The sequence below is a fragment of the Streptococcus sp. 343_SSPC genome (assembly GCF_001072385.1).
In the GTDB taxonomy this organism is placed as follows: Bacteria; Bacillota; Bacilli; order Lactobacillales; family Streptococcaceae; genus Streptococcus.
In genome coordinates, this window is the sequence record NZ_JVKU01000006.1 from 14978 (window position 1) to 37189 (window position 22212).

Here is a 22212-nt window from a genome sequence, read left to right on the forward strand (position 1 = left end):
GGGTATATTCGTTTGTTTTACTAGGACGCTGCCCTCTTCTGTACGATATTTTCCGTTTTTAAAATCTTGAAACTGCATAAAAAGGTAAAAAATATGAAAGGAGGTGTCAACTTTGGGAAGAAAAATGAAGATAGTCGAGGCTACCAAAAGTCATTTGACAAAAGAAGAAAAAATTGCCAGAAAAACCATTCAAGATAAGGCTTCTGATGGTTTAGACGCATTGCAGATCACACCGCCAAAACACTTTGACGCAATTGCAAAAGCAGAATACAAGCGTGTAATTGATGATTTGCGAAAGCTACCCCTCAGAAACCTGGATCGTGCAGTTTTGGAGACATACTGTACGTGGTATGCGGTCTATAAAGAAATATCTCGTGGATTGCAGAAAGAGGGGTATGTTTATGAAACAGAAAGTGGCAAAGTCTTGCCGAATAAAATGCTATACAGCTTGGAACGTGCAACTACAAATTTAACACGAGCGGCATCGCAACTTGGTTTAACCGTGGACAGTCGAATGAAGTTGTATGTTCCGCAAGTGGAAGAGAAGAAAACTAGTATATTTGATAAGTTTGGTGGGTAGATGATGGAATAATTTTTTTTATAGAGGGTTCTCCCTCTTTTTTATTTAGACCGTTGGTGTAGAGGTAACATGACAAGCTCCAACCTTGTAGTCGTGGGTTCGATTCCTACACGGTCTGTTATACGCTAGAAAGGAGGTAAGGTATGGCATACGATTATTCTGGTATTCCTAAGAAATATCAAGATGATGCATTTAAATATGCCAAGAGTGTTGTTGATGGAAAACGTATTGCTTGTGATAAAGTCATAAAAGCTTGTCTAAGGCATTTGAATGATTTGAAGCGAATACCGTCAAAAGATTTCAACTTTGAATACATTCCAGAAAAAGCACTTGATCCAATCCGTTTTATTGAAATATTGCCGGATGTGAAAACCGGTGTTCCTTACCCGCTAGCGAGTTTTCAAAAATTCATTTTATCTTGTTTGTATGGCTGGAGGAAGAAAACCGACAATACTGTAAGACGGTTCAAGAAGGCTCTTATATCGGTAGCACGTAAGAACGGCAAGACTATTCTGGTCGCCGGTGTGTTGTTGTACGAGTTTTTATTTGGGCGTAACCCGGCGATGTCACGGCAACTATTTTGTACTGCAAACGACAAGACACAAGCAAAGATAGCGTTTGAGATGGCCCGTAAGCAGTTAGACGCATTAAGGGCGCAAGACGAAGATGTCAGAAAGGCTACTAAGCGAGTACGTGAGGAATTGAGAAATCTGGTGGATGAATCCTATATCCGACCACTTTCACGAGATACGGGGGCGGTTGATGGATTCGAGCCTTATGTTGGCGTACTGGACGAGTTTGCAGCATCCAAAACAAATGAAATGCTTGAGCTATTGGCATCTGGTCAAGGTCAGTTAGACAACCCTTTGATTCTAATTATTTCAACCGCTGGACTTGATTTGAATGTACCAATGCACACTATCGAGTATGTGTATATTGAGAAATTGCTTAGCGGAGAATTGGAGAATGACGACTATTTTGCCTTTATTGCAGAACAAGACGACGAAGAAGAAATTGCAGACGAAAAGAACTGGATCAAATCAAACCCTATCCTAGAAGTTGAAGCTTTGTATGAGAAAATGATGGACTATCTACGGAAGCGTAGAAAGGTGTCATTAGAGACTGGAACAGTTAACGAGGTTTTAGTTAAGAATTTTAATATGTGGCGACAGTCAACAGAAACCTCTTACATGGATAAACAAAGTTGGTCGCAAGCAAAATTAGATGAAAAACCAGACACACGCAAGCGTAGAGTCTGGATAGGTGTCGATGTTGGTAAAGTTAGCGACTTATTTGCTATCTCTCCTATGGTTCAAATGGATGATTATTGGTACGTGGATAGCTTCTCATTTATAGCTACTAAGTATGGTTTAGTCGCAAAAGAGAAGCGCGATGGCGTGTCCTATACGAATTTAGAACGTATGGGAGAATGTGAAATAACTACCCTTGAGAGTGGTGTCATTGACGATGAGCGTGTTCTTGAGAAAATCGAGGAGATGGTTTATACGAATGAATGGGATTTACAAGCTATCTGCTTTGACCCGTATCAATTCAGCTCGTTAATCGCTATGATCGAGAAAAGGCATCCGGAATGGCCTCTAATCGAAGTTAGACAGAACACAATGGTTTTGAATATGCCTACAAGGCAGTTTAGAGATGATGTTTTGAAAGGCTTGATAAAACACTCTGGAAATCAATTGCTTACAATGGCTATCAATAATGCAAGGGTCAAGGTTGATAATAACGGTATGCGTATTGATAAGGATAAGCAAAGTAATAAGATTGACCCACTAGATGCCTTATTAGATGCCTTTGCTGTCTGTTACTTAGAGCCATTTGATGGTTCGGGGTATTGGACGAATGAAAAAATACTTGAAGGAGGTAGCCTATTTTAGATGAAGTTTTTAAAGCATAATATCCACAGTATTTTATTTCTTATTGGATTGGCTCATATATCGTATGGGCTTTTTTTATACGATTTAAAAGTTGGTTTTATTGGAACGGGCTTACTAATCGCTTTTCTAGGTTGGTACATCGACAAAACAAGCTAGAAAGGAGGTGAGACAATAAAATGAGTTTATTTCAACCTTTAGGAGAAACTAAGCCCTCCTATGACGACTACATATCATCTGTAATTGGTGGAAATTATTCACCAAACTACACTGGTATTTCTGCCTTGAAGAACAGTGATATCTTAACGGCCATTTCTATCATTGCCGGAGACGTGGCACGCTTCCCACTACTGAAGAAAGATTTAACTGGGAATATTGAGCCAGATGCAGATTTGAACTATCTCTTAAACGTTAAATCGACTGGTAACGTGTCAGCACGAACATGGAAGTTTGCTATGACCGTTAACGCGATTTTAACAGGGAATTCATTCTCACGTATTCTACGTGATCCAAAGACTGGTAAAGCACTTCAATTTCAATTTTATAGGCCCTCTGAAACGACCGTAGAAGAGACAAATGACCACAGACTAATATATACATTCCGTGATCGTTTGACTGGCGTATCTGTCAAGTGTGAGGCTTCTGATGTCATTCACTGGAAGTTTTTCAGCCATGACACTATTTTAGGGCGGTCTCCACTGCTGTCACTTGGAAGTGAGATCAGCTTGCAAGACGGCGGTCTGAATACCTTGATTAAATTCTTCCGTGACGGATTCTCAAGCGGGATTATTAAATTAAAAGGCGCTCAATTAAACGGTGAAGCACGTAAGAAAGCCCGTATGGATTTTGAAAAAATGCGTGAGGGTTCGACTGGTGGTAGTCCTTTAGTATTTGACGATACACAGGAATACACGCCACTCGAAATAGATACGAACGTCTTGCAACTAATCACATCTAATAACTTTACGACTGCGCAGATTGCGAAAGCCTTGCGTGTACCAAGTTACAAATTGGGTGTGAATAGTCCTAACCAGTCTGTAGCACAGTTGGCTGAGGATTATGTTGCGAACGACTTGCCATTTTATTTTGACGCAATTACAAGCGAACTTGCTCTTAAAGTGCTTGACGATGAAGAACGCAAGAAATACAAAATCGACTTTGACACTCGGAGCGTGACAGGTCGGAACGTAGACGAAATCACGAAGTTGATTATCAACCAAGTTATCACACCCAACGAGGGGCGCGTTGAACTTGGTAAAGAGCGTTCGTCTGATCCTAACATGGATCGTTATCAATCTAGCTTGAATTATGTGTTCCTCGATAAGAAAGAGAAATACCAAGCAATGAAAGGGGGTGAGAATGAAAATGGCAAAGAGAATCAAGATGAAAGGGCCTCTGATCTCGAATAACGAGTACGAAGCGTATGAGTTTTTCGGGCTAGAGGCAGTTAGCGCAAAGTCGATCACGGATCAATTTCCAGAAGATATCAACGAGGATATCACGCTAGAAGTCAATTCAAACGGTGGTTTAGTGACAGTGGGAAGCGAAATCTATACCGCACTTAAAAATTACAAAGGCCACGTCACAGTGGAAGTGACTGGAATGGCTGCGAGTGCTGCAAGTGTTGCAATCATGGGTGCGGATACGGTCAAAATTAGTCCGACTGCTCAAATCATGATCCATAAAGCATTGCTTGGCTATGTATCTGGGAATAGCGATGATTTGGAGAAAGCTGTAAATGCTCTCAAATCTAGCGATCAAGCGATTGTTAATGCGTATGTCTCAAAGACTGGTTTATCAGAAGAAGAAATCTTCGAATTGATGAAGAATGAAACCTTTATGTCTGCGAATGAAGCGATTGAAAAAGGTTTTGCTGATGAACTCATGACCTTTGAGAAAGATTTAGGCGCAGTGGCAAGCCTTGAAAGTGGATTGTTACCGCAAGCTGTCATCGATGACTTTTATTCACGGAAGAAATCGAACGCAAAAGAAGCTCAAGCAATGCTATTTGAGCTGGAAAAAGAGGCCATCTTAAACGGTCTTTAAAAGAAAGGGGAATATACCTAAATGTTTGATGAAAAAATCAAAGAATTGGAAGCAAAAATCGCTGAAACTAAAGCAGAAATTGAAACTGCTACAAGCGATTTAAAAGCTATGTTGGAAGATAGCGCAACTGCTGATCTTAATGAAGCGAAAGAAATGCGTGCGTCTATCAATGCTAAGAAAGAAACTTTGAACACATTAACGGAGGATTTGAATTTGTTTAAAGATATGAAAAACGAACCACAAACTGCTGAAACTCATGCAGTGCGTACAGAAGAAAAGACAATGCGTGAAGCAGTAAATGAATGGTTGCACTCAAAAGGTGCGGTAGCATCTAAAGAGTTAAAATTTGAGGGTAAAGAATTGATCGTTCCTATGAACGCAGCAGTAACTCCAACGCAAGATGGAGTTAAGAAAGCTGATTCTAAACCAGTAACAAGTGAAGAAATCATCACTACACCACTTCGTGAAGTGAAAACTGTTCTCGACTTGAAACAATTCGCTACAATTCACAAAGCAACTAAAGGAACTGGTAAATATCCAATCTTAAAACGTGCTACATCTAAAATGGCAAGCGTAGCAGAATTGGAACAAAATCCAGCTCTTGCTAAACCAGAATTTGAAAACGTAGCATGGGAAGTTGCTACTTACCGTGGAGCTATTCCAGTCTCTCAAGAATCAATCGATGATGCTGATGTTGATCTTCTTAGTTTGGTAACAGAAGCAGCAGAACAAATCAAAGTCAATACAACTAATGATGCTATCGCAACTGTATTGAAATCATTTGACACTAAAACAGCATCAGATTTGGACGCTATCAAGGAAATCTTGAATGTGAACCTTGACCCAGCTTATAACGTGTCATTTGTGGTTTCTCAATCGTTCTACCAAAAACTTGACACTTTGAAAGACAAGAATGGTCGTTATCTTCTTCAAGATTCTATTGTTTCAGCTTCTGGAAAAGTATTCCTTGGACATCCAGTATTTGTAGTTTCTGACGAAGCATTTGGTAACGCTGGTGAAGCTCATGCGTTTATCGGTGATATTCAACGTGCTGTACTCTTCGCAGATCGTCAAGAGCTTGGTTTGCGCTGGGCTGATAACGAAATCTACGGTCAATACTTGCAAGCAGTAGTACGCTTCGATGTTAAGAAAGCAGACAAGAAAGCTGGTTACTTCGTAACTATGCCCTAATACTCCCCCAATCAGTGGGGGTGTCTCACGGTCAGCGGTAACTCTAGCAGTACCAACCGCAAGTAACACCAAGACAGAAATTCAAGCGTATTTAGATAGCAAGGGTATTTCTTATAGCGCATCTCAAACGAAAGAGCAATTACTGGCCTTGATTGGAGGTTAGAAATATGAGTGTTTCAACCGCATTATTAGAGAGTGTGAAACTCTATTGTAAAATCGACTACGACTTTGAAGATGATTTGTTAGAAGAAATGATTGAGGGCGTACAAGAGCAGATATGTTTTGCTATTGACAATGATGTCACACCTTCAGACCTTGAACAATACGCTAAGTTTAAACTTGCGGTTAAGAAGCAAGTGAAAGAAGAATATGAGCACCGTGGACTTTCAGCGGATACTATGCGTTATCCACTAGCAAACGGTGTTCTAAATATTATCCATCAATTAAGAACGAGGAGAGAACTAGATGATAACAAGAAAAATGAATCATAGAGTTACTTTCTTCAGAGAAACAGGCGGTCAGAACGAAGACGGAGAAGTTATCTCCCCTACTCGTGAAGACCTATACACTTGTTGGTGTGAAATCGCCAAAACATCGTTGAAAGATTTCCAAGAAGGGGCTAACAGAACCGCCAGTGATAAAGCTAAGGGTATTTTATCGGCCACTGAATTGAAAACCTTGTATGTGCGACATCATCCCAGACGGCCTTTCGATTCTTCGGATCACGTTGAATTGAACGGTGTCGAATATGACATTGTATCAGTTGATATCGATGAATCTTCATTCGATATAGATAAGGTCAGCATCAAGAGAAGAACATGACAAAAGGTTTAGATGGTATTTTAGCTAAACTAACTGAATTGCAAGTGAAAGCCCCGAAAGTTGCACGTTCGGCAGTCGGAGAAGTTGCAGAGCAGTTTGAACAAGCTTTAAAAGTCAATACACCAGTCTATTTTGTTATGGACGGTATGCACGCAAGGGATGATACGAAAGTCACTAATTTTAAAGGTGGCGACCACGGCTTAATTTCAAAAGATATTGGCTATGGTCGAGCGACTGGATGGCGTATTCATTTCCCAGACGATGGTACAAAATACCAAGCTGGACAAGGTTTTGAAGAAAAGACAATTAACGAAATGACACCAAAAGCTAAAGAGATATTCGCATCAAAAGTAAAGGAGGGGTTAGGTTTATGACGATTGAAACCACGGCTTATAAGCTATTAAGTGCTAGCACTGAGTTGAATAACTTAATGGATAAGTTGCGAGGCAAGAAATTCGGTCTTGGATTTAAACAAGGCATCTTTACCTTTGAGATTCCAGAGCGACCTACAAACCTTGTTAGTAAGGAATTAGCCCCATTTATGCGTATCTATCCAACGTATGAGAATGCGGTTGAATATGCAGATGATAAAAGCATATCTACTGAAGAGCGTATCACTATTAACTTTTGGTGCGAGAGTGTAAAACAATCTGAACAGATTGCTGAATTGATGGATAAGATTTTAGAGGATAACGGCTTTGAACGTTACACCACAAATGAACTGCCACGATATAGAAATACAGATATTGACTTATTGGTTAACGTAAGGAAATATCGATTATTTACATGGCAGTTAGAAAAGTTAAATTAAAGAAAAGAGGATATTAAATGTCTAAAGTAAAATTTGGTTTGCGTGATTTTGAATTTGGCGAAGTTAATGCAGAAAACAAAGTTCCTACTACTATGAAATTGCCTGGTATGAAATCTGCCAAGATTGATATCACGAACGAACTTGTAACAATTGCAGCAGATGACGGCCCATACGTAGTATTGTCATCTGGTATCACTGGTACACAATTAGAAATTTCTGTACTTGACTTACCAACAGAAGCACGTAAGGTGTTGTACGGTATCACAGTTACGAAAGGTGTTGAAATCTACAACAAGACCCTCACACCTAAAGACGTGGCTTGTATGTTCCGTATTTCGACAGAAGACAACAAAGGTATTTGGATTGGATTGCTTAAAGGTAAATTCTCTCTTCCGGGCCTTGAAGCAGAAACTAAAGATGGAACACCAGATCCAAAAGCAGATAGCGTAACTGGTAACTTTGTTGCCCGTGGTGATGACGAAAACGGAAACGTTCTTCTTATCGGTCGTGAAGATAATGCTGAATTTGTTTTGGCAGACTTTAAGAAAATGGTATTTCCATCTGCCTAATCGCATGACATGAAAGCATGGGTCTATACTCATGCTTTTTATTTTTATTAATTTTTCAATAAGGAGTGAGAAAAAAATGTTTGAAATCAAATTGCTAAAGGGTGGTATTGAGAAAGAATTTTCGAAAGCCTATGTGACCGTAGAGGATAATCTCCTAGCGGTTGAACATCAAGTACGCCAAACGGCACTAACTCAAAACGATAAGTTATTTAACAATCCAAAAGAGCATCGAAAAGTAAATGAAGCTTATTTACAAATGTTTGTCGACATGTACGGTAATCAATTTACAGTTGACGACTTGCGACAAGCTAAAGTTGATGTTTTGGAAGAATTAGAAAAGCTCTATCTATCTGCCCTTGGTATCAAATTAGATGAGGAAGATAAGGAAGAAAAAAAGAAACAATAACCCCCGAACAGGCTAGAGATAGTCTTTTAGCGTGGGTTCAACAGTTGATGCAACAAGGTTACACGATAACAGAAATTAAGAAACTGAAGACAAGCGACCTTGAATTGATGGTTCGTGCGATGGAAACACAAGTGAAAGAAACTGAGAAAGAAACTACGCTAGACAAAGCATTTCCACTCTTATTTGGATAGAAAGGGGGATAAATGGCTAGTAATTTAGGTGAACTAGTCGCAACGGCTTCCTTAGATATAGCACCTTTTGTTGGCAACACAAAGCAACTTAGTATGTACATGAGAGGGCTTGATAAGTCCTTAAATGCTATGGAAAAGAGTTTTAAAAATGCCGGAAACGGTGCTAAAAACTTAGGCGGTATGCGTACTGTTTTAGCAGAAACTGGAAAGAGCATACAAGCCTATGAAGGTATTCTAAAAAAACAAACAGATCATTACAATGAGTTAAAAAGTAAAATCGGTGATTTTGGTAGTGCTAGTGCAAAAAACAAAGAAGACTTGCTAAGTGCCAGAAATGCCATGCTTCAAACTGCCACTACCATTTCAGATCTAAAAACTAGGTATGCTGAATTAACCAAGGAAATCAACATCCAGTCATCATCATGGACGAAGATTGGAAGCAATTTAACATCATTTGGAGGCAGAATGAAAGACATCGGCACTAAAATAAGCGGTGTCGGTTCTGCACTTACCAAAGGTGTAACTGCTCCATTGGTAGCTGGTGCTGGGATTGCAGTTAAGGCAGCAATCGAATATGAAAGTGCTTTTGCGGGTGTAAAGAAAACAGTTGACGCAACTGAAGGCGAATACCAAAAAATGTCCCGAGCTATTCGAGAAGCATCGAAGGTGATGCCGGCAAGTGCTGCTGACATCGCAAGAGTAGCAGAATCGGCCGGACAACTTGGTATTAAAAAACAAAATATCGTTGACTTTTCGAAAACAATGATTGATCTTGGTGAATCTACCAACTTGACTGCTGATGAAGCTGCTACATCGCTTGCTAGACTTGCGAATATTACACAAATGCCTCAGTCAGAATTTAGACGACTAGGATCAACAATTGTTGATTTGGGTAACAACTTTGCAACGACCGAAAAAGAAATTGTTGAAATGTCTCTTCGTTTGGCTGGTACAGGAAAACTTGTAGGTTTGACCGAACCACAGATTTTAGCGGTTGCAACCGCAATGAGTTCTGTAGGTATTAATGCAGAAGCCGGAGGAAGTTCATTCTCTCGTGTGATGCAGAAGATTAATACCCAAGTCCTTTCGAGCGGAGATAAACTCGATAAATTTGCGCAAATCGCTGGAATGAGCGCTGAAAACTTTGCTAAATCATGGAAGACAGAACCACAAATTGCTCTGCTCGCATTTTTAGATGGCTTGAAAAAAGTCAAGGCATCCGGCGGAGACGTAACCCAAACATTAAAACAACTAGGAATTAAATCAACTCAAGAAATCGACACTATGCAACGTATGGCTGGTGCGGGAGATCTTTTAGCAAGGGCATTAAAAACAGCTAATGGAGCATGGAAGGAAAATAATGCACTTACCACCGAGGCTAAGAAACGCTATGAAACCACAGAGTCACAATTAAAAATCTTCAAAAACAAGCTTACTGACATTGCTATTGAATTTGGCGGGCCGTTATTAAAGGCTTTAAACAGTGGTTTAGATGCTGCTAAACCTTGGCTACAGACTCTATCTGATATGGCTAAGAAGTTTAGCGAAATGTCCAGAGAGCAACAACAGAATGTTATTAAGTGGGGCTTGATGGCGGCTGCGATAGGCCCAGCGTTAAAATTGCTAGGTGGTGGCCTAAGTATTATCGGTGGCTTTACTAAAGGTCTTGGGAGTATCGCTAGTGGGATTGGTAAGTTTTCCGGTCTTTTAAAAACATTTAAAGATGCTGGATCAATTGCTGGTGGCTTTAAGGCTTTATCTGCTGGAATCGGTGGAGTCGGAACGGCTACGGCTGAAGCTAATGCAAGTGCCAGTTTGCTATCATCTACTATAGCTACACTTGGTAGTGTACCAACGTGGGGTATTTTATTGGGTGGTGCAGCCTTAATAGGCTTAGGTTACATCACTAAAGAAATCACTGAAGCTAATGAGCGTACAGAGCGCTGGGGTACATCTGTATCTAAACTACAAGATGAACAGCTAGGTAGCTTTAAAGCTAAAGTTGATGAAGCAAACAAGGCTATGGTTGACTTTGGAGCGACTGCTGGAAATGTTGATAATGTTAAGGCTTCTTTTGAAAAATTAAACAACGAAATTGATAAGTTGATTGATGAAAAGAAAGAGAAGCTCGAAGCCTTAGCAAAAGAAGTAGGTATGTCTGAAGCTGTCCAGAAAGAACAACAAGAACAATTGGATCAGACTAAAACCAATGTACGCAACATGACTGAAGAAGTCGGTCGTATCTACCAAAATGCCAAAGAGCAACATCGTGATTTAACGCGAGAAGAAAGTGCGATAGTCTTAAATGCTCAAAATCAAATGATTAGCGAGCAATTAGACTTACTGAACATTTCAAAAGATAAGAAAACCGCCATCATGAAGGCTATGAATGGCGAGGTAAAAGGTCTTAACGAACAGCAACGTAAGGATGCTTTGAGTGTCGTAAGGAATTGGATTGAAGAAGAGAACAAGCTTTACGACAAGCGTAAGCAAGCTATTGAGGAAGCCTACAAGGACGCTAAAAGCGTTGAGGCTTTAAAAGAGAAACACCAAAAACTTGAAGCGCTCGAAAATGAACACGTTGGTAAAATGGAAGCTTACCAACAGAAATATTTTGAGTTAGAAAAGAACTTCCTTGATAACTACAATGGCCGGTGGACTAAAGAGGCCTTGGAAGGTGCTAAGGCTCGTATGGGCGCATTGGGTCTTGATGTAAAACAATTTGAAGAGTATATGCGTACTGCCGCTGACACGGTCAAAACCTCGTCGGGCATAGTTGCAAAATCTCTAACAAACATGAGTCAAGAAACTGCTGAAGCCAACTTGATCTGGAACTCGCTTGTTTTTGATGACAAAAAAGGCGAGGTTAAAACTAATGCAGTAGAAGAAGTCCAGAAAGCCCTTGAGGCAGAAGGCGGTTGGGAATCTATGCAGTTTGTGCTTAAAAACGCAAACCTTGAAACCAACGCTAAGATGGTTATCGGTCAAGCGTTAGTAGAAGCCGGCAAGTGGGATAGCTTGAGCGTGGAAGAAAAAGAACTTGTGTTAGACGGACACAAGGGAATGCAAGCAATCCTTGAGAATAAAGAAGCACTAGCTCAGTGGAACGCCCTCCCGGCAGAAGCAAAAGAGCTTCTAATGAAGAACGAGGCTTTCCTTAACTCCGGAAACCTTGCGATTTCAACTTTGCAAAAATGGAATAGTTTAACCCCAGAGCAAAAAGAACTCATTGCCAAAGATTTGGCTACTGGTGAAGTAACCAAAATTCAACAAGCATTGAATACGTTGGTTGGTATGAATCCTAACATCCCAATTGATGCCACGGATAATTCAAGCAAAGTCATTTCTCAAGTGATGAATGACATCTTGAATATTCCAAAAGAAACTAACACGAATATCAATGCCGATCCATCTAGTGCGGTTCAAGGAAAAGACACAGCCATTCAAGCGTACAGTGAAGTGAATGGCTACCAAGTACCAACCAAGGCGATTACTGCTGATTCAACGAATGCAGTAAACGCTGGGCAGTCAGCTATTAACAAGCAAAATGAATGGAATGGCCTTGGAAGCCCTATGAAGTACATTACGGGCGACTCTTCGAGCGCTGTCAACGCTGCGAACTCTGCGAGTGGTGCTATCCGCTCTGTTCCGACTAGCTGGCATACAACTATCACGGCTACAGAAGTAGTCAATCGTGTAGTCAACACTGTCGGACGGTTATTTGGACACAAAAACGGTACGAACTACCACCAAGGTGGGCTTGCTATGGTCAATGACCAAGAAGGGCCTATGTATAAAGAGTTGGTTACTCTACCAAACGGACAAAGCTTTATCCCTAATGGTCGTAACGTAGTCTTAGACCTTCCAAGAGGTTCGAAAGTCCTACGTGCCGGATTGACTAAAAATCTGATGAACTCATTAGGTATGCCAAATTATGCTAATGGTGTTGGATGGGAAAAATCCAAGATTGCAAACATCACACAACGTATCAAGAATGTTAATGAATGGAAAGATGAACATACTAGTAAGGATGTCACACCATTCCTCGAAGAGTTGATACGACAAGTAAAGAACGGTAATCAAAACGAACGACCTAATCAAAACTACACACTAAACGTGAATAGCAGTGGTAACAACCAAGAGTTAACACCGGAATTTATGAAGAAGCTGCTAAGAGAACTAGCATACTACACTAATCAAGAAGGAGGGAAATTAGCTTGACGACATTTACTTTTAATGGAAAAACAAATACAGAATTTGGCTTACGAGTAGCAGAAGGCAAGAAAATTTCCACTTCCGGTCTTGATGTGGAACGTGTTGCAGTACCGGGTAGAGACGGTGAGTTATTGATAAGTAATAACCGTCTTAATTCTGCTGAATTGAGTTTCCCAGTGAATTTTGTGAAAGAAAAGGGCTTGATTGCCACAGAAGTTTATAAAATTTCCGAGTGGTTAGGCGTTGAGGGATACAAGGATTTAACAATCTCATACGATCCAGATTTTATCTATCGTGCCGCCTACCTCGAAACGTTTAGTGTTGAGGAAACTATGCGACAGTTTGGTAAAACGACCATTAATTTTGTATGCTATCCCGTCAAATACTACAAGCAAGGACGGGCCACGCAGAAATTATCCAATGGTGCGACTATTAATGGTTTAGGTAATGTCAACGCAAAACCAATCATCACGCTTGTCGGGTCTGGTGATTGTACATTAACCATCAATGGACGTAAGACTAAACTTCGAGCCATACAAGGCAAGATAACCCTCGATATGCAAGCGAACCAAGTATACAAGGATAATCTGCCAGCGTGGGATAAGGTTGTGCGGTCTCCACAATTCCAGATGCCTTATTTGGACTCTGGGCGCAACTTGATAAGCTGGGATGGCAATTTTGAAGTGTTCATTATCCCAAATTGGGGGGTTAAGTTATGAGACCTATACTATTTAATAAAAATGAGCAGTCATTTGATACGTATGGCCTCGGTGAACTTAATGTTACCAAGGGGACAGTTACAAGGGAGCGTAACAGGAATTATACGCTATATGCAGAAATTCCCGTCAACGACCCGATGGTCTCAATCTTACAAAAAGAGATGAAACTGAAAGCTGACGCTGGGCTTCGTACCAAAAATCAGACCTTTGAAATCTCACGAATTGTTAAAGATAGCAGTAACATCGTTAAAATCTATGGCCAGCATATTTCACACAAACTAGAATACATGGCCATTATAAATGGCTTAGTCTTAAATGGTACAGCATTTAACGCTTTATCATTGTGGAGAAATGCTCTTATCGGTGACTATCGCTTCGATGTCTGGTCTGATATCCAGGCAAGTGCGACTACTACCTTAACCATTGATAAGGCGACAAATGCCCGTCTAGCGCTTGGTGGTGTAGAGGGGTCAATCCTTGACATCTGGGGCGGTGAGTATGAGTTTGACAACATGGTAGTCAGACTACATAAGCAATTAGGTCGTACTGCTCCAACTGTATTAGAGTATGGTCGTAACATCCTATCTGCTGAAACAGATGAGACTATTGAGGACGCTTATACAAGCGTCTTACCATTCGCTACATACACCCCAGAAAAACCAGAGGGTGACACTAGCGAAAGCCAGCCAGACCCTATCACGGTAACAATCCCAGAAAACTATGTAGATAGTAAGTATAAGGCTCTCTACGCACATCGCAGAATTAAAGTAGTAGACTTTTCGAGCGAGTTTAATAGCGATAGCAAAAAGAAGAATATTCCAACCGCTGACAAGTTACGAAAACTAGCCAGTGACTACATGGAACGCAACGCAATCGGTAAGCCTAAAATCAATACCAAAATTGAGTATGTGGATTTAGCTAAGACGCTAGATTATGCTGATAGGGCATGGATTGAAGAGCTTGAACTATGCGATATCGTGCCTATCTATTATCCACAGATTGGGCTTACAGATGAAACTGCCAAAGTAACCACTATCACTTATGACTTTGTGAACGAACGTAATGCAAGCGTAGAGTTTGGCGAAATCGGTACGAATGTACGGGCTACAATGCAGAGTGGCCTAGCCGGCAAGGTTGATGAAATTGCAAAGGCACAGCAGAACTTTGAAAATAGCTTACCAGACTATCTCTTAAACGCTCAAGGAAATAAAGTATGGTACAACCGCCCAGGCAATAAAGAGCATAAAGTTGGTGACATTTGGTTTGAGAAGAACGGACTCTATGACCGAATGTATATCTGGAATGGATCAATGTGGGAGAAACGCATTGATACAGAGGATGTAGATAGAGTCAAGAAGGAAGTTAACAGACAACTTGAAGAAGCCAAGACCACTACTGACCGTGCTATCGCAGAAGCTAACAAGCGGGCAGAAGAAGCCCTCAAGAAAGCTGGCACGCTACCAGACACTAGCAAATTATCCGACCAAATCAAACAACAAATCCTTTCTAGTCAAGACTTGACACAGAAAGTCACAGAAACGCTTAATCAGACAGACAGCGGTGTTATCTATAATAAAATCTTGCAAAATGTCAAGAATGAATTTGTACCAAAAACAAAATTCGACGAATTAGAAAGAAGCGCTAATAATGGCATTTCATACTTGATGAATAAATCGGATAAAGCTGAAATTGAAATCCGAAAACAGACCATTGAGTTTAACAAATTAACCGAGTCTAACAAGATTTATGAAAGAATTTTGGGAACGTCTGAAACAGACGCACCAGACAAGTTGTCACGGCTTGTCATGTCTAGCGAGATATTCCAGACAGAAGTCGGGAAATACTCAACACAAGGTGGCCCGAATATGCTTCGAAATAGTCGGGCAGATGACGGGTTGAAACATTGGAATGGTGACCCTAGCAAGTTCAAGTTTTTAGAACATCACTTTTATTTAAACGGTCAAAAACGAATGTTTTTGCTAGAAAATGGCGCAGTCGTAAACAGTCCACGCTTTATCTTCAAACGCAACGCGGATTATATCCTTAATTTAACAGCGTTTGACGCAAACACAGCAAGGGTAACAATCGAGTTACGGAAGCGCAAGAAAGACTCTGCTAATCAAGATTATGATGAGAGACAGATAATCTTCGACAAGACTGGATCGCCCGCTTTTAATTCAGATAAGGCCGTAAAGCGTACCTTTAAATTTAATACGGGTGATTTTGACAATGGTTACTTGCTATTTATCTATGATGGTGTTCCCAACGTCTGGTCTGGTATGTTTATGACCGAGCTTGACTTTTATGAGGGTACGGCAGACCGGAAATGGCAACCAGCACCAGAGGATAGCGAAGAACCGATTGAAGCAGTCAGAACGCAAGTCACCCAACTCGCTGGGTCGTGGTCGGTACGCAATCTAAATAGCGCGGGCGACGTACTGGGAGCGATTAACCTCAATCCCGACGGGTCAGTCCGAATTAACGAGGGCTTGCTTTCAGTTGGCGAGAAGACCATCATCAAAGACGGGGTTATCAAAAAATCCATGATCGGGAAGGCTCAAATCGGCACGGCACACATTGACGAGATCGACGCAAGCAAGGCTAACCTTATCAATGTAACCGCAAAGAATATCGCAACGGACGGGTTGACCGCTAACATTATCAAGGGTGGCATTTTGCAGTCAATTAACGGTGCAACTAACTTTGATCTAAACCAAGGTGTCTTTAAATCAATGGGAGAAAAAACCGGTCTTGTGTTACACGGCGGGGCTTTGGACTTTATCGGGAAAAACGGGGTATCAGTAGCCGGCTACTCAACTTATTATGACAAGTATGGTCGTCTGGCCGGTGGTGCAGTCGGATCACATACAGGATACGATTTTTTTATATCAACAAAAAGCGGTGGCAATCCTATGATTGTATGTACTGACAATGGCCGGATTGAAATGAACTCTGATTTTATGAAAATGAGAGCAAATAAAATCATGTTTCCGTCAAATGCAGTCATTGTCAGCGACAACGCAAGCGACACCGAAACAGTTGGACTTAACTTTTTAAGATATAACAAGGGAGGCGGTTGGTGTACCGCCTTTGTCAATTCCCGAAGTGGTAGCGGTATTGAGTTTTATGATAACGGGAATGTCCGTATTTTAAGATATGGTCAGATATGGGAACCGGGAAAATAGTAGAAAGGATACCATGAACACAGTAGATAAAATTGTAAATGATATCGCGCAGAGGCTCGCGAACGCAATCGTAGAGGGATCTAATTACAAGGTCTTGCACGAAGAAGCACAAGAAAAACTTGTAGAAGTGCAAGCACAGCTTGAACAAGCACAAGAAAAACTTGTAGAAGTGCAAGCACAGCTTGAACAAGCACAAGCACAGCTAGAACGCATTAATAGCGTACTAGACGCAGACGACGCTCTCAAAGAATTATTCGATGAAGTGGCTGAAAAATTAGAAGCTGAAAAATTAGAAAAGGAAAAATAACATATGAGTTTTAAAGTAGTAAACAAATACGCCCAAGACGCTAACCGCACATTCGTAGCAATCCGTCAAGAAAATCCATATACGGCTTTTGACCGTGTCTTGATTGGTGACCGCACCAACGACACAGACGAGGCTCTTATTGATGCTGTACTGGGTCAGATTGCCACTGAATTTAACCCAGCAGATGGTGTGAAGAAGTTGCAAGAAGATTTGCACGTACAAGCTGAAAGCTATGAACAGAAGTTGGCAGAGAAAGATACCAAAATCGCAGAAGTTAAGGCAGTTGCAGATTGGGCAGTTCTTGCTCGTGTGACTGATACGGACAACCCGCTAGATCCGACTATCTTTAAACGTGGCCTTGAATTGGTTGACCTTGGTAAAACCGGCACAACCTATCCGGCACAAGCGATTTTTGCTATTGAAGATCCAAACCATACCGAAAAATTCCAAGAAGGTAAGCGCGTCATGATCCAAGTGACCGAGCCGTTCACGTACAACGGCGAAACACTTGAGCAATTGGAAGCGTTGCACCAAAACGGCAAGATCGGTATCTGGAAATGGACCGAGCCAAAACCGGACGCACCAAAAGAGAACGCACCTCAACCAGCGGGAGAGCTTGAAACTCAACCTGTCCAGTAAGCTAGTAGCTTGATAGGGGGTGGTTTAATTGGACCTATTGGCACTAGTAGATAAGCTGACACCCGTCCTGGTTGTAATCATTCCAAGTTACTTTTCCTTTAAAAGTACTAAAACCACTAAAGAAGCTGACAAACGTCTTGAGGGTCTATCGAATAAGATAGACACCCTCGAGAAGTCAGTCTCAAACGTGGAAGAGATTGGAAAAGATAACAATAAGAATTTGACGATAATCGGGAAAGGTTTGCAACGGCTTCAACGCTTTCGATTGCAGGAGAACTTAAAAAACGCGCTCAAGCGTGGACACACTAACCAGCACGAAATCGAGGAGCTATCTAAACTGTATGAAAGTTACGTCGAGTTAGGCGGAAACGGCGCTATAAGAGTGCTTTTTGAGCGCTTCTTAGAGCTAGAAATTAAAGAGGAAAAATAACATGGATCAAATTACAAGCATTATTACATCATCAGCTATGAGTATTTTAGTTGTATTGACAGGCATCGTGGTACAAGCGATTAAAAAATACTTGCTTATGCGCGGTGGCAAGAAAGCAATTGAAATCGTTGAGATCTTGGCAAAGAACGCTGTACGAGCTACAGAGCAAGTTGCTGACAAGTTGGATATTCACGGGGCAGATAAGCTCGAGCATGCTAAAACTAGCTTGATCGAGGGCCTTGAGTCGCAAAATATCCACTTGACAAGTCAAGAACTCAATACATTTATCGAGGCGGCCGTCAAAGCTGCCAACGACGAATGGAAGAAATAAGGGAGGTCTATTTTATGAGTAGAATTGAGAGCAGTATTGCACGTATGTACCACTTGCGGTCTATCCCTGTTCATTATGACATGAGCGACCGTAACGGTAATGATGCGGACGGTGACGGACGCATTGAATTTGATTGTTCTAGCGCTGTTTCATACGCGCTTGAAATCAACCTAAACAACAATACAGAAACGCTTCAACAAGCGCTTCCTGCTATTGGTTATGCTAAGATCTTTGACGCAGTGGACGGAACGTTCGATGCTCGACGTGGTGACGTGGTCATCTGGGCACCTCGCGACGGATCCAGCTCACTTGGTGCATTTGGTCACGTTGTAATCATGACTGGTGAAAATTCGGCCATCCACTGTAACTATGGTTCAGATGGTGTGACCGAGAATGATTACAATTATATCTGGAACCTCAACGGACGACCTCGCGAGATCGTGTTCCGTGAGAGTGGTGTTCCAGTTCCTGCGCCAGCACAAAGCGAGTTTGACCGTATCCTGGACGTGAATACACGTCTTGAAGTGTCTCAAAAGCCTTACTACGAGGGTACGCTGACAACTGACTACTATGTAGAAGCTGGTCCACGCATCGATAGCCAGGACAAAGAATTTCTTCCAGCGGGTACACGGGTGCGGGTTTACGAAAAACTCAACGGCTGGGCTCGTATCAATCACCCAGCAAGCGCTCAGTGGGTTGAGGACAAATACCTGGATGATTGCACCCCGATTTAAGTTAGTAAGGAGGTCTAAATGATTAGATCTAACTCTACAAACTTGAAGCAACTTGAAGGAGGCCGAGTCGTCAAACAGGGGGACTCGGCTTCCCTTTTTGCTTACGAGTTGCTAGATGAGAAATGGAGGCCTGTGAACCTCGACGGACAACAAGCCAGGGTTGTTTTAACTGGTGCGGATGGTAAGGCACTTTTTGAAAGCACGGTATCGCAGTCAAATATTAGCTTTAAAATTAGCAAACCGCTACCTATCGGTAGTTACCTTGTAGAGGTCCATTGTGCCGGGTACGTTTTCCCAAGCGATCAAAGCGTCCGACTAGAAGTCACGCAATCGGCCGATAAATACACAAGTAGCGAGTTGCTTGATCTGGTAAAAAATGATGTCAAAGCAGAAATCGACAAGTACATTGCAGAACATCCAAATGGCACGCAAGCAGAAGAATTGCCAGACTTAACCACGCTATACAATCTTGCTAAAATTTAGAGAGGATAAGAAATGACTACTTTAAACACTGAAAATTTAAAATCTTTAGTCAATGCCATAGGTACTGATGTAAAGAAAATCAACACCACGCTTGCTACCAAGGCAGATAAGTCAGAAATTGGCCAAGGTGGCATCACACAGCAACAACTTGAGACTGCCATCGCTGGTGTCAAAACCGCTATTTTAGGCGAGGGCGTGCCAGAAGAATTAGACACGCTGAAAGAAATTGCTGAAAAAATTTCGGCCGGCAGTTCGTCCGATAGTGCGATCGTGTCCAAGATGACCGAGCTTGGCCAAAAATTCACTGACCTTGAAAATACTGACTTCGTACAAATCTATACAACGGCTAAAAATACCCTCTAAGGAGGTGCTGAATGGATAAATTAAAGAAAGCTATAGAATCCATTGGTCGTGATATTGGGACGCTAGAGACCCGACAAAGTGGGTCGTTACAAACTGCCAAGGCCTATGAATTATTTCCAACCTATGCCACGCTTCAATCTCAAATGACCAACAACATTAGAGACAAGCACGTAGAACTTGGTCTGGATGCTCTCATTGACACCAAATTAGCAAATGGCGGTGACCCATTTGTCACTAAGTCTAAAGTACCAGTAGTGGACACTACGCAACTAGCAACCAAGAATGACTTGGAAGAACTCAAACGCAAAGTAGGAACGGGTGCTAGCAGTGCAAGTACCGAATTAAAAGGCCAAGGATTCCCGTACAATCTTAACGCTGACATCGGTACAATTTATACTGATACCACGGCTAAGAACGGGGCGGTGAAGTGGATCAAAAAAACCGCTGGGACTGGCTCTAACGCTTGGTCTGTTTTGTTTGGTGATGTCAAATTTAAACCAAGAAATATCAACTCAAATCAAACTAATGCATACGTAGAATTTAGGCGAGTAAACTCCACGGTAGAGGTCGGCTTCGGTGGTCTATCGTGGGGTTGGTTTGGGATCGTGAGACGAGGTGCGCCCAACTACGTTCCTCAAGGGTCAGACCGCGATCGTAACGTGGTTATCTTAAACGTTCAAGGAATCCCAGTCGGTTTTCGTGCGACCAGCTCAAAACTGGGTATTATGACAAATGACAAGGGTAAACGTTTGGGAACATTTTATTTAGGCGGGCCGGGTGATGGCAACCAGCTACGCTTACAATTTGACGATCCAGTACCTACTGACCGAGACATCGGAGATTTACGATTTACTGATATGTCATATATCACAGATGACCCTTGGCCGGAGAATCTGTAAAATCATAAACATATAAGACACACCCTCCCGAATTGGGAGGGCTTTTTTTGTTGCCTTTCGCGTGATTTTCGCGTGACCATTTATGATAAAGCCCAATAAATACGATAAAATCAAGGATCTTTTTCGCGCGACAATCGTTTAAAATGTGATATAATATAAGTGATAATCGAATACTATCACTTACTTTAAAAGCTACCAACCCCTAATTGGTAGCTTTTTTCTGTTATAACGGCAATTTGCCAAATTGTCTATTGTAACAGACAGTGACAAATTTACTATCCTTGATTGAAATGAAGGATAGTAAAATTCTTTATATTCTCCAATTTATGACAATCCGCTCAGATGTCACTTGTACCTTGTCGATCAATGCCCTAGCAATGACCTTTTGGCCATCATAATCAATACTTGCGATATCCTCACAGTCTAGTACCTGTTTTATATTATTTCTTCGTTCCTGACCTTGTTTTTCTGGGTCATTTTTTAGTTCTTCCTCAAGTGTTGTCCTCATTGTCATAAATTCTGAGGACCTTTTTTGTAGCTCATCCAAAGTGATGCGGTCATCAATATACAAGTCATTCAATCTGCTCAGTTTCTTAGTCAGCTCCTCGATTTGCTTTTGGTAGCTATCACGGTCTATAGTGCTTGATTGGGTGTTAAACAGCTTCTCGATATAGCTCTGGTCATGCTGTAGCTTGCTTATCTCTGTAATGATATATTTCTCTAATTCGTCCTTTTCATAAGCTCCAGAGTGACATTTTTGATTGTTATTGTAAACAGTGACCCCAGCTGTTTTCCTTGGATGTCTCTGGTAGCACTCGTATCTAATAAATCTAGTACCGTCTTTGCGGATACCGCCCATTATTAGCTTGAGAGGCGCGTGACAATATCCGCACTTGGCTAGTCCTGACAACATGTATTTTGCCTGAAACGGTCTAGGATTTGTCTTTTCTGCAGCAGCCCTCTGTCTGATTTTTAGCTCCTCTTGCGTCCTCTTGTACACATCTTCTGAGATAATAGGTTCATGCTCTCCAGGGAATAGCTGGCCCTTGTACTGATTGTAGCCACAGTAGACAGGATTTGACAGGATCCCTCTGACAGCTCTGTAATTCCAGCTAATTTCTTTTGGGTACTTCTCGTTTAAGTCGTCCCTTAATTTGGTAATAGAACGACCTGCCAGATAGCGCTCGAAAATGTACTTGACTACTAGCGATTGTGCTGGGTTTATGGTCAGTGATCCTGTTTCTTTGTCGTAGTTGTACCCGTAGGAGGTTTTAGCCCACATCATGGACTTTCCAGACTTGGCCCGTCCCAGCTTACCTAATTGCATACGCTCTTTTATCTGCTCTCTTTCGAGCTGAGCAAATACGGATAACAAACCTATAACGGCTCGCCCGAATGG

General features: G+C 41.5%; 23 protein-coding genes and 1 tRNA gene. 23 read left to right on the plus strand and 1 reads right to left on the minus strand.

What is annotated here, in order from left to right; translation table 11 throughout:
- Positions 1-112 precede the first annotated feature (112 nt).
- From ADH27_RS00865 to ADH27_RS09715, 23 genes are all read left to right on the plus strand, one after another.
- A complete protein-coding gene (locus ADH27_RS00865; protein WP_048714967.1) occupies positions 113-580 on the plus strand; it encodes a phage terminase small subunit P27 family in 468 nt (155 codons plus the stop codon).
- A 47-nt stretch (positions 581-627) separates the two neighbouring features.
- A tRNA-Trp gene (locus ADH27_RS00870) sits at positions 628-698 on the plus strand.
- Positions 699-723: 25 nt separating this feature from the next.
- Positions 724-2475, plus strand: a complete 1752-nt coding sequence (locus tag ADH27_RS00875; RefSeq protein WP_048714969.1) for a terminase large subunit — start codon at positions 724-726, stop codon at positions 2473-2475.
- A 176-nt stretch (positions 2476-2651) separates the two neighbouring features.
- Positions 2652-3881: a phage portal protein gene (locus tag ADH27_RS00880; RefSeq protein WP_048714971.1), complete on the plus strand. Its 1230-nt coding sequence runs from the start codon at positions 2652-2654 to the stop codon at positions 3879-3881.
- Positions 3838-4518, plus strand: a complete 681-nt coding sequence (locus ADH27_RS00885) for a head maturation protease, ClpP-related (RefSeq protein WP_048715018.1) — start codon at positions 3838-3840, stop codon at positions 4516-4518. The genes ADH27_RS00880 and ADH27_RS00885 overlap by 44 nt, the downstream gene beginning before the upstream one ends.
- Positions 4519-4539: 21 nt before the next feature.
- The gene (locus tag ADH27_RS00890; protein ID WP_048714973.1) at positions 4540-5709 is read left to right on the plus strand and encodes a phage major capsid protein; all 1170 of its coding nucleotides are present in this window, start codon (positions 4540-4542) and stop codon (positions 5707-5709) included.
- A gap of 167 nt (positions 5710-5876) precedes the next feature.
- Positions 5877-6200, plus strand: coding sequence for a head-tail connector protein (locus ADH27_RS00895; RefSeq protein WP_048714975.1), 324 nt, complete (start codon positions 5877-5879; stop codon positions 6198-6200).
- Complete coding sequence (locus ADH27_RS00900; RefSeq protein WP_048714977.1) at positions 6175-6531, plus strand: head-tail adaptor protein; 357 nt, start codon at positions 6175-6177, stop codon at positions 6529-6531. The genes ADH27_RS00895 and ADH27_RS00900 overlap by 26 nt, the downstream gene beginning before the upstream one ends.
- Positions 6528-6905: an HK97-gp10 family putative phage morphogenesis protein gene (locus ADH27_RS00905; protein ID WP_048714978.1), complete on the plus strand. Its 378-nt coding sequence runs from the start codon at positions 6528-6530 to the stop codon at positions 6903-6905. Before ADH27_RS00900 ends, ADH27_RS00905 begins: the two co-directional genes overlap by 4 nt.
- Positions 6902-7342, plus strand: coding sequence for a hypothetical protein (locus ADH27_RS00910; protein WP_048714980.1), 441 nt, complete (start codon positions 6902-6904; stop codon positions 7340-7342). The genes ADH27_RS00905 and ADH27_RS00910 overlap by 4 nt, the downstream gene beginning before the upstream one ends.
- A gap of 17 nt (positions 7343-7359) precedes the next feature.
- Positions 7360-7911 (plus strand): major tail protein, encoded by a 552-nt coding sequence (locus ADH27_RS00915; RefSeq protein ID WP_048714982.1) that lies wholly within the window; start codon positions 7360-7362, stop codon positions 7909-7911.
- Positions 7912-7987: 76 nt separating this feature from the next.
- A complete protein-coding gene (gpG, locus tag ADH27_RS00920; RefSeq protein WP_048714984.1) occupies positions 7988-8317 on the plus strand; it encodes a phage tail assembly chaperone G in 330 nt (109 codons plus the stop codon).
- A 203-nt stretch (positions 8318-8520) separates the two neighbouring features.
- Positions 8521-12729 (plus strand): phage tail tape measure protein, encoded by a 4209-nt coding sequence (locus ADH27_RS00930; protein WP_048714988.1) that lies wholly within the window; start codon positions 8521-8523, stop codon positions 12727-12729.
- Positions 12726-13442 (plus strand): distal tail protein Dit, encoded by a 717-nt coding sequence (locus tag ADH27_RS00935; RefSeq protein ID WP_048714989.1) that lies wholly within the window; start codon positions 12726-12728, stop codon positions 13440-13442. The genes ADH27_RS00930 and ADH27_RS00935 overlap by 4 nt, the downstream gene beginning before the upstream one ends.
- Positions 13439-16627: a phage tail spike protein gene (locus ADH27_RS00940; RefSeq protein ID WP_053091432.1), complete on the plus strand. Its 3189-nt coding sequence runs from the start codon at positions 13439-13441 to the stop codon at positions 16625-16627. The genes ADH27_RS00935 and ADH27_RS00940 overlap by 4 nt, the downstream gene beginning before the upstream one ends.
- Positions 16628-16640: 13 nt before the next feature.
- On the plus strand, positions 16641-16934 hold the full coding sequence (locus tag ADH27_RS00945) for a hypothetical protein (RefSeq protein ID WP_048714991.1): 294 nt from the start codon (positions 16641-16643) through the stop codon (positions 16932-16934).
- A gap of 3 nt (positions 16935-16937) precedes the next feature.
- Complete coding sequence (locus ADH27_RS00950) at positions 16938-17573, plus strand: hypothetical protein (RefSeq protein ID WP_048714994.1); 636 nt, start codon at positions 16938-16940, stop codon at positions 17571-17573.
- Positions 17574-17601: 28 nt separating this feature from the next.
- The gene (locus tag ADH27_RS10000) at positions 17602-18003 is read left to right on the plus strand and encodes a hypothetical protein (RefSeq protein WP_048714995.1); all 402 of its coding nucleotides are present in this window, start codon (positions 17602-17604) and stop codon (positions 18001-18003) included.
- 1 nt (position 18004) lies between these two features.
- On the plus strand, positions 18005-18334 hold the full coding sequence (locus ADH27_RS00960; RefSeq protein WP_048714997.1) for a phage holin: 330 nt from the start codon (positions 18005-18007) through the stop codon (positions 18332-18334).
- 14 nt (positions 18335-18348) lie between these two features.
- Positions 18349-19068 (plus strand): peptidoglycan amidohydrolase family protein, encoded by a 720-nt coding sequence (locus tag ADH27_RS10535; protein WP_048714999.1) that lies wholly within the window; start codon positions 18349-18351, stop codon positions 19066-19068.
- An 18-nt stretch (positions 19069-19086) separates the two neighbouring features.
- A complete protein-coding gene (locus tag ADH27_RS00970; RefSeq protein ID WP_048715001.1) occupies positions 19087-19551 on the plus strand; it encodes a hypothetical protein in 465 nt (154 codons plus the stop codon).
- A gap of 12 nt (positions 19552-19563) precedes the next feature.
- The gene (locus ADH27_RS00975; RefSeq protein ID WP_048715002.1) at positions 19564-19914 is read left to right on the plus strand and encodes a hypothetical protein; all 351 of its coding nucleotides are present in this window, start codon (positions 19564-19566) and stop codon (positions 19912-19914) included.
- A gap of 143 nt (positions 19915-20057) precedes the next feature.
- Positions 20058-20813: a hypothetical protein gene (locus ADH27_RS09715; protein WP_152904091.1), complete on the plus strand. Its 756-nt coding sequence runs from the start codon at positions 20058-20060 to the stop codon at positions 20811-20813.
- A gap of 310 nt (positions 20814-21123) precedes the next feature.
- Here the strand turns inward: ADH27_RS09715 and ADH27_RS00985 are convergent.
- A partial coding sequence (locus ADH27_RS00985) for a recombinase family protein (protein WP_048715024.1) occupies positions 21124-22212 on the minus strand: 1089 nt, incomplete at its 5' end.

Coding starts and splice junctions, on each gene's coding strand:
- ADH27_RS09715 (WP_152904091.1), top strand. CDS start 20,058: ATGACCAACAACATTAGAGACAAGCACGTAGAACTTGGTCTGGATGCT.
- ADH27_RS00970 (WP_048715001.1), top strand. CDS start 19,087: ATGATTAGATCTAACTCTACAAACTTGAAGCAACTTGAAGGAGGCCGA.
- ADH27_RS00960 (WP_048714997.1), top strand. CDS start 18,005: ATGGATCAAATTACAAGCATTATTACATCATCAGCTATGAGTATTTTA.
- gpG (WP_048714984.1), top strand. CDS start 7,988: ATGTTTGAAATCAAATTGCTAAAGGGTGGTATTGAGAAAGAATTTTCG.
- ADH27_RS00900 (WP_048714977.1), top strand. CDS start 6,175: ATGATAACAAGAAAAATGAATCATAGAGTTACTTTCTTCAGAGAAACA.
- ADH27_RS00885 (WP_048715018.1), top strand. CDS start 3,838: ATGGCAAAGAGAATCAAGATGAAAGGGCCTCTGATCTCGAATAACGAG.
- ADH27_RS00940 (WP_053091432.1), top strand. CDS start 13,439: ATGAGACCTATACTATTTAATAAAAATGAGCAGTCATTTGATACGTAT.
- ADH27_RS10535 (WP_048714999.1), top strand. CDS start 18,349: ATGAGTAGAATTGAGAGCAGTATTGCACGTATGTACCACTTGCGGTCT.
- ADH27_RS00905 (WP_048714978.1), top strand. CDS start 6,528: ATGACAAAAGGTTTAGATGGTATTTTAGCTAAACTAACTGAATTGCAA.
- ADH27_RS00950 (WP_048714994.1), top strand. CDS start 16,938: ATGAGTTTTAAAGTAGTAAACAAATACGCCCAAGACGCTAACCGCACA.
- ADH27_RS00930 (WP_048714988.1), top strand. CDS start 8,521: ATGGCTAGTAATTTAGGTGAACTAGTCGCAACGGCTTCCTTAGATATA.
- ADH27_RS00975 (WP_048715002.1), top strand. CDS start 19,564: ATGACTACTTTAAACACTGAAAATTTAAAATCTTTAGTCAATGCCATA.
- ADH27_RS00915 (WP_048714982.1), top strand. CDS start 7,360: ATGTCTAAAGTAAAATTTGGTTTGCGTGATTTTGAATTTGGCGAAGTT.
- ADH27_RS00880 (WP_048714971.1), top strand. CDS start 2,652: ATGAGTTTATTTCAACCTTTAGGAGAAACTAAGCCCTCCTATGACGAC.
- ADH27_RS00895 (WP_048714975.1), top strand. CDS start 5,877: ATGAGTGTTTCAACCGCATTATTAGAGAGTGTGAAACTCTATTGTAAA.
- ADH27_RS00945 (WP_048714991.1), top strand. CDS start 16,641: ATGAACACAGTAGATAAAATTGTAAATGATATCGCGCAGAGGCTCGCG.
- ADH27_RS00910 (WP_048714980.1), top strand. CDS start 6,902: ATGACGATTGAAACCACGGCTTATAAGCTATTAAGTGCTAGCACTGAG.
- ADH27_RS00890 (WP_048714973.1), top strand. CDS start 4,540: ATGTTTGATGAAAAAATCAAAGAATTGGAAGCAAAAATCGCTGAAACT.
- ADH27_RS00875 (WP_048714969.1), top strand. CDS start 724: ATGGCATACGATTATTCTGGTATTCCTAAGAAATATCAAGATGATGCA.